Origin of the sequence: Nocardia tenerifensis NBRC 101015, assembly GCF_000308715.1 — a bacterium.
GTDB lineage: Bacteria > Actinomycetota > Actinomycetes > Mycobacteriales > Mycobacteriaceae > Nocardia > Nocardia tenerifensis.
On sequence record NZ_BAGH01000027.1, the window covers coordinates 1 to 12,442 of the forward strand.

General features: G+C 70.3%; 16 protein-coding genes and 1 riboswitch. Of the genes, 8 read left to right on the top strand and 8 right to left on the bottom strand.

Annotated features, from left to right (window positions below; all coding sequences use genetic code 11):
- A partial coding sequence (locus ON39_RS45540) for a sensor histidine kinase (protein ID WP_255219224.1) occupies window positions 1-1,126 on the bottom strand: 1,126 nt, incomplete at its 3' end.
- A gap of 161 nt (window positions 1,127-1,287) precedes the next feature.
- On the opposite strand from ON39_RS45540, the gene ON39_RS02250 reads away from it, so the two are divergent.
- Window positions 1,288-2,190 (top strand): ABC transporter ATP-binding protein, encoded by a 903-nt coding sequence (locus ON39_RS02250; protein ID WP_040730270.1) that lies wholly within the window; start codon window positions 1,288-1,290, stop codon window positions 2,188-2,190.
- Window positions 2,187-3,038 (top strand): ABC transporter permease, encoded by an 852-nt coding sequence (locus ON39_RS02255; RefSeq protein ID WP_040730276.1) that lies wholly within the window; start codon window positions 2,187-2,189, stop codon window positions 3,036-3,038. The genes ON39_RS02250 and ON39_RS02255 overlap by 4 nt, the downstream gene beginning before the upstream one ends.
- A 41-nt stretch (window positions 3,039-3,079) precedes the next feature.
- Here ON39_RS02255 and ON39_RS02260 read toward each other — a convergent pair whose 3' ends face one another.
- Entirely contained in the window at window positions 3,080-3,697 is a 618-nt protein-coding gene (locus ON39_RS02260; RefSeq protein WP_040730277.1) for a TetR/AcrR family transcriptional regulator, read from the bottom strand.
- Window positions 3,698-3,850: 153 nt separating this feature from the next.
- On the opposite strand from ON39_RS02260, the gene ON39_RS02265 reads away from it, so the two are divergent.
- The 3 genes from ON39_RS02265 (at window position 3,851) to ON39_RS02275 (ending at window position 5,435) form a co-directional block, all read left to right on the top strand.
- Window positions 3,851-4,498: an FMN-dependent NADH-azoreductase gene (locus ON39_RS02265; RefSeq protein WP_040730278.1), complete on the top strand. Its 648-nt coding sequence runs from the start codon at window positions 3,851-3,853 to the stop codon at window positions 4,496-4,498.
- A gap of 1 nt (window position 4,499) precedes the next feature.
- The gene (locus ON39_RS02270; RefSeq protein ID WP_040730279.1) at window positions 4,500-4,820 is read left to right on the top strand and encodes a DMT family transporter; all 321 of its coding nucleotides are present in this window, start codon (window positions 4,500-4,502) and stop codon (window positions 4,818-4,820) included.
- 174 nt (window positions 4,821-4,994) lie between these two features.
- The gene (locus ON39_RS02275; RefSeq protein WP_040730281.1) at window positions 4,995-5,435 is read left to right on the top strand and encodes an OsmC family peroxiredoxin; all 441 of its coding nucleotides are present in this window, start codon (window positions 4,995-4,997) and stop codon (window positions 5,433-5,435) included.
- 52 nt (window positions 5,436-5,487) lie between these two features.
- On the opposite strand, the gene ON39_RS02280 is transcribed toward ON39_RS02275, so the two are convergent.
- From ON39_RS02280 to mhuD, 4 genes are all read right to left on the bottom strand, one after another.
- Complete coding sequence (locus tag ON39_RS02280) at window positions 5,488-6,021, bottom strand: hypothetical protein (RefSeq protein ID WP_051186219.1); 534 nt, start codon at window positions 6,019-6,021, stop codon at window positions 5,488-5,490.
- A 36-nt stretch (window positions 6,022-6,057) separates the two neighbouring features.
- A complete protein-coding gene (locus ON39_RS02285; protein ID WP_040730284.1) occupies window positions 6,058-6,855 on the bottom strand; it encodes a CbtA family protein in 798 nt (265 codons plus the stop codon).
- Window positions 6,846-7,040: a CbtB domain-containing protein gene (locus ON39_RS02290; protein ID WP_040730286.1), complete on the bottom strand. Its 195-nt coding sequence runs from the start codon at window positions 7,038-7,040 to the stop codon at window positions 6,846-6,848. Before ON39_RS02290 ends, ON39_RS02285 begins: the two co-directional genes overlap by 10 nt.
- A 30-nt stretch (window positions 7,041-7,070) precedes the next feature.
- A riboswitch (cobalamin riboswitch) is annotated at window positions 7,071-7,237 on the bottom strand.
- A gap of 48 nt (window positions 7,238-7,285) precedes the next feature.
- Entirely contained in the window at window positions 7,286-7,600 is a 315-nt protein-coding gene (gene mhuD / locus ON39_RS02295; protein WP_040730290.1) for a mycobilin-forming heme oxygenase MhuD, read from the bottom strand.
- Window positions 7,601-7,681: 81 nt separating this feature from the next.
- Here mhuD and ON39_RS02300 point away from each other — a divergent pair, with 81 nt between their 5' ends.
- Window positions 7,682-8,437, top strand: a complete 756-nt coding sequence (locus ON39_RS02300; protein ID WP_040730293.1) for an alpha/beta fold hydrolase — start codon at window positions 7,682-7,684, stop codon at window positions 8,435-8,437.
- 36 nt (window positions 8,438-8,473) lie between these two features.
- On the opposite strand, the gene ON39_RS02305 is transcribed toward ON39_RS02300, so the two are convergent.
- Window positions 8,474-9,379, bottom strand: coding sequence for an HhH-GPD family protein (locus ON39_RS02305; RefSeq protein WP_040730296.1), 906 nt, complete (start codon window positions 9,377-9,379; stop codon window positions 8,474-8,476).
- A 90-nt stretch (window positions 9,380-9,469) separates the two neighbouring features.
- Here ON39_RS02305 and ON39_RS02310 point away from each other — a divergent pair, with 90 nt between their 5' ends.
- Both ON39_RS02310 and ON39_RS02315 read left to right on the top strand, forming a co-directional pair.
- The gene (locus ON39_RS02310; RefSeq protein ID WP_040730313.1) at window positions 9,470-10,093 is read left to right on the top strand and encodes a carbonic anhydrase; all 624 of its coding nucleotides are present in this window, start codon (window positions 9,470-9,472) and stop codon (window positions 10,091-10,093) included.
- A 121-nt stretch (window positions 10,094-10,214) separates the two neighbouring features.
- Complete coding sequence (locus ON39_RS02315; protein ID WP_040730305.1) at window positions 10,215-10,904, top strand: hypothetical protein; 690 nt, start codon at window positions 10,215-10,217, stop codon at window positions 10,902-10,904.
- A gap of 43 nt (window positions 10,905-10,947) precedes the next feature.
- Here ON39_RS02315 and radA read toward each other — a convergent pair whose 3' ends face one another.
- A complete protein-coding gene (gene radA / locus ON39_RS02320) occupies window positions 10,948-12,360 on the bottom strand; it encodes a DNA repair protein RadA (RefSeq protein WP_040730308.1) in 1,413 nt (470 codons plus the stop codon).
- Window positions 12,361-12,442 lie beyond the last annotated feature (82 nt).

A 12,442-nucleotide genomic window follows, 5' to 3' on the forward strand; every position in this document is an offset into this window, starting at 1 on the left:
CCGTGTGCGCCGCGTAGCGCACGGTGACGGTGGCCTCCGCGCCGGGCGCGTGCCGCACCACATTCGTCAGCGACTCCTGGATGATCCGGGCCGCCGCCACGTCGATCACGCTGGGCAGCTGCTGTGGCTCGCCAATGATCTTGGTGCTCACCGCCAGACCGGCCGCGCGGGCGCGCTGAAGCAGGGTGTCCAGCTCGGCGATGCTCGGCGCGGGGGTGCGCGGCGCGGCCGGGCGCGGTTCGGGCTCGACCGCCTCGTCCTCTGCCGAAACCCGTTCGGCGCCCGCGGAATCGCGCCCGCCCCGGCCGCGCGGCTGCCGTCTGTTCGAGGCGTCGTGTTCCGCATCGGCGAATTCGCCTTGCTCATCGTCGGATTCGCTCGCCACGGTGCCGCCGGTGCGGATCGAGTGCAGCAGCGTGTGCACCTCGGCGAGCGCGTCCCGGCTGGCCGTCTTGATCGCGTCCAGCGCCGAGGCGGCCTGCTCCGGCTTCTTGTCGAACAGCTCGAGGGCCACCGAGGACTGCACATTGATCAGCGAAAGACTGTGCGCCAGTACGTCATGCAGCTCGCGGGCGATGGCGAGGCGCTCCTCGCTGGCCCGCCGTTCCCGCTGCGCCTCCTCGTCGCGGCGCGCGGACTCGGCGCGCTGCCTGCGCGCCACCAGCACGGCCTTGCGCTGCCGGACGCCCTCCACCACGCACAGCAGCACCACCAGCCACGCCATCAGCGCGCAGATCTGCCAGATGTTCGCGCCGCGCCCGAGCAACTCGGGTAGCGGCCACACCAGCACTAGATAGCCGAGCGGCACGAGCGGGTAAGTCCACCAGCGTGATCCGGTGCTCGCGGCGGTCAGGAAGGCGACGACCAACGAGAAGAAGATCGGCCCGTAGCCGTACCCGAGCGCCAGGTAGGCGGCGCAGGCGCCGAGCGCGACGAACAGCACCGGCATCGGCTTGGCGCGCCGCCAGACCAGCGCCACCGGTCCGGCGAGTAATAGCAGGTAACCGAGGACGTCGAGGGAGTTCTCGCCCATCCTCATATTCGCGAACGTGCCCCCGACGATCTGGAGCGCGGCGACCACCAGCGCCACACCCCAGTCCCAACCCAGCGAGCCTCGACTCCTCATGCCTGCCCTCACCTACAGCAGCCTATTCGGCTTCGCCCCGGATCGGCGTCCGCCTCGCTACGTATTGCTCGGGTAACGCGAGCGCGTAGGCCGCGGTACGTACTCCCGGCGTGGCCGCGGGACGGATGTGGCGGGCACCGCCCGGGGCGGATTCTCGGTGCATGAAAGATTCGATCGTGGTCACCCAGGGGCTGACCAAACGCTACGGCGCGCACGCCGCGGTCGACGACGTGAGCATGAGCGTCGCGGCCGGTGAGATCTACGGGTTCCTCGGCCCGAACGGGGCGGGCAAGACGACCACGCTGCGCATGCTGGTCGGGCTCATCCGCCCCAGCGCGGGCACGGCGACGGTGGCCGGGCACGCGCCCGGCGACCCGGCGGTGGTCCGCCGGATCGGCGTGCTCATCGAGGGACCCGGCTTCTACCCCTACCTGTCCGGCCGGGACAACCTGCGTGTTCTCGCGAAGTACCGGCGTCTCGGCGCCGGCGATGTCGAGGACGCGCTCGACCGGGTCGGCCTGGCCGACCGGGCCGACGACAGGTTCCGCACCTACTCCCTCGGCATGAAGCAGCGCCTCGGCGTCGGCGCCGCCCTGCTCGGCCGGCCGGACCTGCTGATCCTGGACGAGCCGACGAACGGGCTCGACCCGCAGGGCATGGCCGAGATGCGCGAGCTGATCACCGCGCTCGCCGCCGACGGGCACACGGTGCTGCTGTCGAGCCACATGCTCAGCGAGGTGCAGGAGATCTGCGACCGGGTGGGCGTGATCTCGCGGGGCAAGCTGCTCGTCGAATCCACGGTCGCCGAATTGCGCGGCGCCGCATCGCTTTTCCTGCGGGCCGAGCCGATCGAGCTCGCGTTCCCCGCGGTGCGCGCGGTGGTCGGCGAGCGGACCGCGATGCTGACCGCGAGCGGCATCAGGATCGAGGCGGGCGAGGGCACCGCGCCCGCGGTCGCGCGGGCGGTCGTCGCCGCGGGCGCCGACCTGCTCGAACTGCGGATCGACGAAAAGTCCCTGCAGGAAGTGTTTTTCGAGATGACTCAGCTGGAAGTGACGACATGACCGTGAAAGACCTGTGGGCGAGCACGAGGGCGGAGGCGCTGCGGCTGCGGAAGTGGCCGGCGTTCTGGATCATCCTCGGCACCTGGATTCTGCTCAACCTCACCTTCTCCTACCTGTTCAACTACCTCGCCTACACGTCGGGCGAGTCGGGCCGGATGTCGAACGGCCTGCCGAGAGACGCGCTGCTGCACCAGATGCTGCCCGCCGCGGTGCCCGAGGTGTTCACCCAGGGCATGGCGATGTTCGGCGGCGCGCTCATGCTGGTGCTCGGCGCGCTGACCACCGGCAGCGGATTCGGTTGGGGCACTTGGAAAACCGTGTTCACTCAGGGGCCGTCGCGGCTCAGCGCGGTCGGCGGGGTGCTGCTGAGCCTGGTCGTCGTGGTGGTCGGGTTGGTGCTCACCGCGTTCGTCGTCGACATCGGGGTGGCCTCGGTGATCGGCGCGACGCAGTCGCAGTCGCTCGCGCTGCCCTCGATAAACCAGTCGGTGCTCGGAATACTGACGGGCATAACGATTCTCGGCATGTGGACGTTGGCGGGCGCGCTGATCGGCGCGATCGCCCGCGGCCCCGCGCTGGCCGTCGGCCTCGGACTGGTGTGGGTCCTGGTGGTGGAGAACCTGCTGCGCGGCGTCGCGGCCATCTTCTCGCCGATCGCGGTCGTCACCGATCACCTGCCCGGCACCGCCGCCGGCTCCATGGCGGGGGCGATGCGCACGGTCGGCGCCGGTACCCCGGGCGTGCTCGACATCCTGTCGCGCACCGAGTCGGTGATCATGCTCGGCATATACATCGCACTGTTCATCGGGGGGACGATGTGGCTGATGCGCAGGCGTGATCTGGTGTGAGTGTCCATCGAGAGCCGTTGGCGGGCAACCGCCGACGGCTCTCAGCCGTGTCCGCGCTCGAATACGGAGCGGGCGAGATGGCCCAGGGCGTCGGAGATTTGGGCCGAGGTAAGCCCTCGGCCGCGTTGCTGCCGGTACACCTCCGCCGCCAGGGGGGCGAGCAACGGATCGACGAGCGCGTCCGGTTCGCGAATGCCGCCCTCCCGCAACAGCGCTCGCACATGGGCGTACCAGAACCCGTACGCGCCGGTCGCGAATCGCGCTCCACCGGTCTCCGCGCCTAGCACCAGATCCGCGTGCCCATCGAGCAATTCGATCATCGCCGCGTAGAACGCGGCCAGCCGTGCCGCGGGCGGCGCGCCCGGACCGAGGGGTGGCGCGCCGCCGATCAACCGCTCCTGCAGCGCGCGTTCGTGCTCGTCGAGCAGGGCGACGGCGATCGAGTTGGTGTCCGGGTAGCGGCGGTACAGCGTGCCGCGCCCGACGCCCGCGGTCTTGGCGATGTCGTCCATCGTCACGGTGCGCGGGTCGCGGGCGGCGAACAGCTCGGCGGCCGCGGCCAGCACCTTAGCCCGGTTGCGCGCCGCGTCCGCGCGCTCGGTCGGGGCGGGCGCGGGAGCGTTCGCCTGCCCGGCCAGCAGATCCGTGTGCCTGGTCATGCCGCTGACTGTACTCGATTTCGGGAACAAGTGGACATAGTGTCCAGTTGTCGTTACTGTCGATCTCGACATCAAGCGGACATGATGTCCACTTGCTTCGGAAGCTGAGCGGTGTCTGTACGACGGCACGCGAACACAGAGTGAGGTCTAGTCATGAGTACGTTGTTGCACCTGGACGCGAGCGCCCGTACCCGCTCGATCAGCCGCGAGCTGAGCGGCGTCTTCGCCGAGGCGTGGCGCGCCCAGAATCCGGAGGGCGGGTATCGGTATCGGGACTTGGCGGCCGATCCGGTGCCGTTCATCGGGGCGGCGTGGACGGAGTTGTGCGATGCGGTGCTCGGACAGCAGACGACTGACCTCGATCGGCTGGAGGAGCTGGTCGGCACGCCGGAGCAGGCGGCGGCCCTGGCGATCGTGCGGCCGCTGCTGGACGAGGTGCTGGCCGCGGACGTCATCCTGATCGGCACCCCGATGTACAACTACTCCATTCCGGCCTCGCTCAAGGCGTGGCTCGATCAGGTGACGTTCCCGCGAATGTCGTTGGGCCACCGCCGTTTCGTGGTGACGACCGCGCGCGGCGGCGCCTACGCACCGGGCGCGCCGAAGGCCGCCTTCGACTACCAGGAGCGGTTCCTGCGCGACTTCTTCGCGGGCCACTTCGCCGTCCACGACACGGTTTTCATCAATGCCGAACTCGCCAACGCCAGGCAGGATCCCGCGCTGGCGCACCTGCGCGACAAGCACGACGAGTCCTACGCGCTGGCACTGGAGGCCGCGCGAGATCTCGCGAAGGAGTACTGACATGAACTGGGTCGTCCTCGGCATCGCGGGGCTGGTCGAGATCGTCTGGTCGCAGAGCATCAAGCCGACGGAGAATTTCACCCGCCTGGTGCCGACGGTGGTCTGCTTCGTGCTCGGCGTCGCCGCGGTGTACCTGCTGTCGCGGGCCATGCAGACGCTGCCGGTCGGCACCGCGTACGCGGTCTTCACCGGCATCGGCGCGGTCGGCGCCATCGGCCTCGGCATCGTCTTGCACAAGGATCCGCTCAGCGCGGGCCGGGTGTTCGCGCTCTCGCTCATCCTCGCGGGGATCGTGCTGGCCAGGGTCACCAACCCGGAGTGACGGCCGGCCCGCGTGCGCCAAGAACTCGACGCGCCAACCGATTTCGCGGGCGCGTGGGTAACTCGCCGGGCACGGGGTAACGTGACGACCGCCTCACCGCCGGGCCGCCGACGCTGGAGCCGCGGCACTCGAATCTGGCCTGATTCGCGGCGAGGTGGAACAGAAAGGACTGTGATGCCCACACGTACTGCGCGTACTGCTTGGACCGGCACTCTGCAGGAGGGGTCGGGGCAGGTTGAGCTGGCCAGTTCCGGGGTCGGCAAGTACGACGTGTCGTTCCCGAAGCGCTCCGCCGACGAGGCCGACGGCACCACCAGCCCGGAGGAGCTCATCGCGGCCGCGCACTCGTCCTGCTACGCGATGGCGCTCTCGGCGCAGATCGGCAACGCGGGCGGCACTCCGGAGAGCCTGGATGTCACCGCGGACGTGACCCTCGGCCCGGATCCGGCGGGCGGCTTCCGGATCAGCGGCATCAAGCTGACCGTGCGCGGCAAGGTCTCGGGGATCGACGCCGACGGTTTCGCCGCCGCGGCCGAGGCCGCCAAGGCGGGCTGCCCGGTCAGCAAGGCGCTCGCCGGCGTCGACCACATCGAGCTCGACGCCGCCCTGGCGTAGCGCTCCGCACACGGAAATTGCCCCTCGCACGCCGGTGTGAGGGGCAATTCTGTTATACGGCAATTGAATTCGAGTTCCGCTCGACCGCGGGGCGCGGCGAACGGGCGAAGTAGCGGCGGGCGGCGGGGTGGTACATCGCCGGGATGGCGACCAGAACCGCGACGATGTGGACGGTCCGGAACAGGCCGATCACCGCGGCTTCCAGGGTGAAGCCCGCGAAGAGATCGCCGAACCTGTCCGCGGACAGCAGCGCCGCCAGCGGTTCGACGATGAGCGAGAGCAGGCCGATCACGCCGATGCCGAAGGTCAGCAGGAGCCGGGCCCAGCGGGCGCCGTGCGTCATCCTGACGGCGACCAGCAGCACCACCAGGTAGATGCCGAGTCGTACGGCGAGGCCGGTGGCCAGGTCGGCCATATCGACCTGGTCGCGCTCCAAGGTCAACGCGGTTCGCTCGATCGCCTCGGCCACGCCGGCGAGCAGGGCGACGACCAGGCCGATGAAGGCGACGAGGACGGCGCGCGGTGGTTGCGAAGGGGTGCCCGAACGCAGCGGTGCGGGCCAGAAGGAAAAGGCAGTGCCGGTCATGACACCGACACTGCCCCTGAGATTGCGGACGCGGGATCAGCCCGCGGTAGCGATCGACTCTCGTACCGGAGTATCACCGCGCGTGGCGAATTCGCTGAGCGCGGCGAAGCCGAGGGCCAGGCAGGCCCACAGCGTCGCGGTCTCGGCCAGCGACGACACCCGGAACTGCCACAGCAGGGTCGCCGGGAAGTCGGCCTTCACCTCGTTGATGCCGGGCAGCAGGATGTAGCCGACCGCGGTGACGAGGACGAACGCCGCGACCCCGGCGATCAACCGCAGGGTGTCCAGCCGGCCGCGCAGCAATTTGTAGACGTACACGCCCGCGCCGACGGCCGCGAGGCCGAGCAGCACCGCGGCCACCCAGAGCAGTGTGCGCTGGTTGATCGTGTCCGGATCGCCGACCGCCGGCGGGTTCGCCGGATATTTGAAGAACGGCACGGCCACGATCGCGGCCCAGCCGCCGAGCCCGATGCCGAGCGCGAGCCTCGGACCGGACAGCGTGCTGTAGCGACGGGCGAAGTGCGCGACCGAGGCGAAGATCGCGCCGAGCGCGACTCCGGCCAGGCCGAGCGCGAGGAACTGCCCCGCCTTCTGCCCGGCCCGGCTGACCAGCGGCTCCTCCTCGTCGCCGTGCGAATGTCCGCCGCTCGCTTCCGGTTCCGCGCCGTGCGGATGATCCGCCGTCACCGCGGAACCGGCTTCCTCGATGGCGATGGCGGCGTCGACCTTGGGTTCACCGACGAAGTAGCCGACCGTCGCGGCCAGCAGGCCGGCGACGAGGCCGGCCAGCAAGCCGCGCAGCAGCAGGGTTTTCAGTGAACCGATCAGTGGCACGGAAGCCCCAGCAGATGCCGTCCGTCGTGCATCAGCTCGTGCAGGTACATCCCGCCGCGCGAGATGGCGCCCTGGTCGAAGCCGACCAGGTACAGCGTGAGCAGTGCGAGAAGAACGACACCCACTGTGACGAGCACAGCGGCCAGTGAATCGGTTGCCCGGCTCGGCGAATGCGCGATAGCCATGCGAGTCCTCCTAGGGAAATTCGCGTCCCGTCGAATGGGTGCGAGCGTGCCGGTGTCTGGCTGTCCGGCACCCAGGGGCTCGATGCATGGAACACAGTGGCGCGACCGCTCCGGAATCTCACCGGATTACCGCATCACCCTCGCGTTTTGTCACTCGAACTGTGACACCTGGAGGCACCCGCCGTCAACACGACCGGCGCGGATCGCGCCCCGGCGTCGGGCGAGTCGCCGCACGCTGGGGCGCCTCAGCCGGCGGGCTTGCCCGCGACGTCGAGCACGACCTCGAACTCCAGCAGCGACGCGCCCGTGGAGACCGGCTTCTGCCGCTCACCGGCGTGCGCCTCGCGCGCCGGGCCGTCCCGCCACGCCGCGAACGACTCCTCCGAATCCCACTGGGTGACAACGAAATACCGGGTCTCACCCGCGATCGGCCGGAGCAGCTGGAAGCCGAGGAACCCGGGCGAGCCCTCGACCGCGTGCGCGCGGTGGGCGAACCGCTTCTCCAGCTCGGGGCCTGCGCCCTCGGGAACCTCGATCGCGTTGATCTTCACAACAGCCATGCGCTCGACAATACGACCCGCCGGCGAGCACCGGTACGGCCCGGCGCGGGGGCGGCGCACCCACCCGGCAGAATCAGCGGGGTGTTGCACGACGAAGGCGGCGCGGGCGTCCCGATCCTGCTGTTGCACGGACTGATGGGCAGCGCCAGGACCTGGCACGACCAGCTGGACTGGCTGCGCGACTACGGGCACGTCTACACCTTCGACGCCGCCGGGCACGGCAGGCCCGCGCCGGACGAACTGACCACCGAGGCCTTCGTGGGCGACCTGGCCGCCGCGGTCGCCGGCATCACCGAACCCATGGTGGTGATCGGGCACTCGATGGGCGCGCTGCACGGCTGGGTGTTCGCCGCGACGCACCCCGGCCGGGTGCGGGCGCTGGTGGTCGAGGACATCGCCCCGGACTTCACCGGCCGGACGGCGGCGAACTGGGCGGCCATGATCGAGGCGTGGCCGCAACCGTTTCCGAACGCGGACGCGGTGCTGAAGTTCTTCGGGCCGGTCGCAGGCCGCTACTTCCTCAACTCGTTCGCACACGGCCCGGACGGTTACCGCCTGCACGGCTCGGTCGCGACCTTCCGCGACATTTCCGAGGAGTGGGGCAGCCGCGACTTCTGGCCGCAGTGGCACGCCCTGACCGTCCCCGCGCTGCTGCTGGAGGGCGAGCACACCATCACCCCGCCCGGCCAGATGCGTCAGATGGCCGAGACCCACCCCGACGCCGAGCACGTAGTGGTCGCCGGCGCGGCCCATCTCGTGCACGACGACCAGCCCGATCAGTACCGCGCCGCAGTCGAACGGTTTCTGCGTCGCGTGCTTCCGCCGCACGCTTCCTGACTTACCGCACACCGCATGGGATTCGGCCTGCGGGAATCAGGAGGTTTGCGGCGCGGTGCCACCCTCGCCGGCTAGCGCGAACAGGCCGTCGTCGGTCTGCTCGATGAGACCGTCGACCAGGAGCGAGTCGAGGGCGCGGGCGCGCTGGCCGGGGTCGCGCGGCCACGCGAGGTCAAGGCGCACACGCTCCACCGGGCCGGTGGCACCGCGCAGGACGTCGAGCAGCCTGCCGCGGGCCTGGCGGTCGGTGCCCTCGTATTTCTGTGTGCGACGGACGATCTCGGATACCGGGCGGCCCGCCGCGACCCAGGCACAGCTGGGCAGGGGGCAGCGGGAACAGTCGGGCGTGCGGGCGGTGCACACCGTCGCGCCGAGCTCCATCAGCGCGGCCGAGAACACCGCGGCGCGGTCGATCTGGCGCGGCAGCAGCGCCTCGGTCTCCGGCAGATCGCGCGAGGACGGATTTCCCGCCTCCGCCCGGCCGTGCACGGCGCGGGCGACCACGCGCCGAACGTTGGTGTCCACCACGGGAACCCGCTGCCCGTAGGCGAAACACGCGACCGCCCGCGCCGTGTAGGCGCCGATGCCGGGCAGGCCGAGCAGCACGTCCACATCGGCGGGCACCTCGTCGTTGTGCTCGGCGGCGAGCACCCGCGCGCACTCGTGCAGTCGCAGCGCGCGGCGCGGATAACCGAGCTTGCCCCACGCCCGCAGCACCTCGGCCTGCGAGGAGGCGGCCATGGCCGAGGGCACCGGCCAGCGGGCCACCCACTCCCGCCAGATCGGCTCCACCCGGACCACCGGCGTCTGCTGCAGCATGATCTCGCTCATCAGGATCTGCCACGCGGTGACCTCGCGGCGCCGCCACGGCAGGTCGCGCGCGGTCTCCCCGTACCAGTCGAGCAACACGTCGGCATCGATGCTGTTGGGAGCTTTCCTCACTGTTCCTGTCCTACTGCCGCGGGCCGGTATTTGCCGACCCGTAACCGACCGAACTCGCTGGTAACACGAGCGTTGTGCACAATGGTCGGTATGCCTGATTCAAATCCGATCAGTGCCTGGAAGTCTTTGCGCGAAGGCAACGATCGCTTCGTCTCCGGTGCGCTGCTGCATCCTAGCCAAGGCGCCGCCGACCGGGCCAAGCTCGTCAGCGGCCAGCATCCGTCCGCCATCCTCTTCGGCTGCGGTGACTCCAGGGTCGCCGCCGAGTTGATCTTCGACCAGGGTCTCGGCGACATGTTCGTGGTGCGCACCGCGGGCCACGTCGTCGACAGCTCGGTGCTCGGCTCGATCGAGTACGGGGTGCAGGTGCTCGACGTGCCGCTGATCGTGGTGCTCGGGCACGACAGCTGCGGCGCGGTGAAGGCCACCATCGACGCGCTGGACGGCGGCGAGGTCCCGGGCGGGTTCATCCGCAGCGTGGTCGAACGGGTCACGCCGTCCATTCTGATCGGACGCCGGGAGGGCCTGTCCACCGTCGACGAGATGGAGGCCAGGCACGTGGTCGAGACCAGCAGGCTGCTGATGCAGCGGTCGATGATCATCTCCCAGCGCGTCGCGACCGGCGAGCTCGCGATCGCCTGTGTCACATACAAACTCGCCGAGGGCCAGGTGAAGCTGCACCGTGTCGTCGGCAACATCGGCGAGCTCGCCTGAGCGGAGTCGACGACGTAGGCCCAGCGTGCGGGCCGGAACCTACTCGCCACGAACGCGTAATCCGGACCGACACGCCGTGCGCATGAGTCCATGGGCACGACCGTGCCCTTACCGTTGAGGCGTGCTGGAACCGAATGGACCGCTGCCACCGGAGATCTACTGGCGTCGCCGCGCGATGGCGGTCGGCGCCCTGGTCGTCGCGTTGGCGTTGGTCATCTGGCTGGTGCTGACGGTGTCGCGCGGCGGCGACTCGCCGGGCGACACGAAGCCCGTCGCGGCCGGCTCGTCGTCCACCACGACGAGCAAGGCCGCCGAGGCGTCCACCACGAAGGCGGCGGCCCCGGTCGAGTCCAGCGCGCCCGCGCCGCCGAGCGCCGCCTCCACCGCGTCGAACGAGCCCGCCGCCGGCCCGGGGCAGTGCCCCGATCAGTCGCTGGCGATCAAGATCAGTGTGGATCAGCCGACCTACCGGGTCGGCGAGCAGCCGAACTTCCGAATCGTCATCACCAATATCTCCAGCACGCAGTGCCAGCGGGACATGAACCTGGCGCAGATCCAGGCGTCGGTGCTGTCGCTGGACGGCCAGCGCCGGATCTGGGCCAGTTCGGACTGCTCGCCCGTCGACGAGTCGAACGCGCGGAACCTGAAACCCGGTGAGCAGGCCCTGTTCACGGTGCGCTGGTCGGGCACGACCTCGCAGCAGGGCTGCGTCGGCGAGCGGGTGCCGGTGCCCGCGGGCGCCTATCAGGTCGTCGCGCAGTTCGGTTCGCTGCACAGTTCGCCGGAGCCGTTCAATCTGACGCCGTCCTGAACGCGGGCCCGGTCCTGAGCGACGCCGAATCCGGTTGTCCCCGTTAGAAATCGGGCGCAACCTCGGTCGCCTCCTTCGGCGCGCGCTTCTTGCGCGTCCCGGTGATGCGGATGGCCGCGCGCACGTCGGCCACCTCGTGGATCTTCATGCCGCCGCGCTTGAGCGGCGCGTAGCCGGGCGGCACGAGCGCGGTGGTGAAGCCGAGCCGCTCGGCCTCGGCCAGCCTGCGTTCGAGCCCCGTCACCTTGCGCACCTCGCCGGCCAGCCCGACCTCGCCCAGGATCACCCAGCCCGCCGGGATCGCCACCTCGGAGTTGGCGCTGGCGATGGCGAGCGTGATGGCCAGGTCGGCGGCGGGCTCGAGCAGCCGCATGCCGCCGACCGTGGCGGCGTAGACGTCGGACTTGCCGACGAAGACCTTGCCGCGGCTCTGCAGCACCGCGAGCACCATGGCGACCCGGTTGTAGTCGAGCCCGCTGACCGCCCGGCGCGGATTAGGGATCTCCGTCTCCACCGTCAGGCCCTGCACCTCGGCGACCAGCGGCCGCTTGCCGTCCATCGCGACAGTGACCGCGGTGCCCGGCACCGAATCGGTGCGGTGGTGCAGGAACAGGCCCGACGGATCGTCGACGCAGGCGATGCCGTCCTCGTGCAGCTCGAAACAGCCGACCTCGTCGGCGCTGCCGAAGCGGTTCTTGATGCCGCGCACCATGCGCAGCGTCGAGTTCTTGTCGCCCTCGAATTGCAGCACCACGTCGACGAGGTGCTCGAGCGTGCGCGGGCCCGCGACATTGCCGTCCTTGGTGACGTGCCCGACCAGCAGCACGGCGATCCCGCTCGCCTTGGCCAGCGAGGTCAGCGCGGCGGTCACCGCGCGCACCTGGGTGACGCCGCCGATCACGCCGTCCACCTCCGGGGCGAGCATGGTCTGCACGGAGTCGACCACCAGCAGCGTCGGCCGCACCTGCTCGACATGCCCGAGCAGAACCGAGAGATCCGACTCCGCGGCCAGATACACCCGCTCGTGCACCGCGCCGGTGCGGTCCGCGCGCAGCCGCACCTGCCCCGCCGACTCCTCCGCGGTCACATACAGCGACTTCGCGTCGTTCTGCCTGGCCCAGCGGTGCGCGACCTCGAGCAGCAGCGTCGACTTGCCGACGCCGGGCTCGCCGGAGAGCAGCACCACCGAGCCCGGGACGACGCCGCCGCCGAGCACCCGGTCCAGCTCGCTGACCCCGGTCGACCTCGCCTGGGTGATCTTGGAGTCGATGGTCGAGATCGGCGCGGCCGCCGTGCTCGGCAGCATCGCGCGCCTGGCCGGGGCGCCCGCGCCCGTCGCCGCGACGGCCACCTCGTCGACGGTGCCCCACGCGCCGCAGTCCGGGCACTTGCCCACCCACTTGGCGACCTCGTGCGTGCAGGCGGAGCACCGGAAGATCGACTTGGTCTTTGCCACACGCGCACCTTACGTACCGCGTCCGACAACATGTGCGCCTCGGCCGCGCGCCGGGCCGGATACGGGCGCGGTAGCCGGTCAA

Excerpts from the sequence above, each read along its gene's own strand:
- ON39_RS02255 (WP_040730276.1), top strand. The coding sequence starts at position 2,187 with ATGACCGTGAAAGACCTGTGGGCGAGCACGAGGGCGGAGGCGCTGCGG.
- mhuD (WP_040730290.1), bottom strand. The coding sequence starts at position 7,600 with ATGGCTGTTGTGAAGATCAACGCGATCGAGGTTCCCGAGGGCGCAGGC.
- ON39_RS02310 (WP_040730313.1), top strand. The coding sequence starts at position 9,470 with ATGCCTGATTCAAATCCGATCAGTGCCTGGAAGTCTTTGCGCGAAGGC.
- ON39_RS02265 (WP_040730278.1), top strand. The coding sequence starts at position 3,851 with ATGAGTACGTTGTTGCACCTGGACGCGAGCGCCCGTACCCGCTCGATC.
- ON39_RS02270 (WP_040730279.1), top strand. The coding sequence starts at position 4,500 with ATGAACTGGGTCGTCCTCGGCATCGCGGGGCTGGTCGAGATCGTCTGG.
- ON39_RS02290 (WP_040730286.1), bottom strand. The coding sequence starts at position 7,040 with ATGGCTATCGCGCATTCGCCGAGCCGGGCAACCGATTCACTGGCCGCT.
- ON39_RS02260 (WP_040730277.1), bottom strand. The coding sequence starts at position 3,697 with ATGACCAGGCACACGGATCTGCTGGCCGGGCAGGCGAACGCTCCCGCG.
- ON39_RS02250 (WP_040730270.1), top strand. The coding sequence starts at position 1,288 with ATGAAAGATTCGATCGTGGTCACCCAGGGGCTGACCAAACGCTACGGC.
- ON39_RS02275 (WP_040730281.1), top strand. The coding sequence starts at position 4,995 with ATGCCCACACGTACTGCGCGTACTGCTTGGACCGGCACTCTGCAGGAG.
- ON39_RS02280 (WP_051186219.1), bottom strand. The coding sequence starts at position 6,021 with ATGACCGGCACTGCCTTTTCCTTCTGGCCCGCACCGCTGCGTTCGGGC.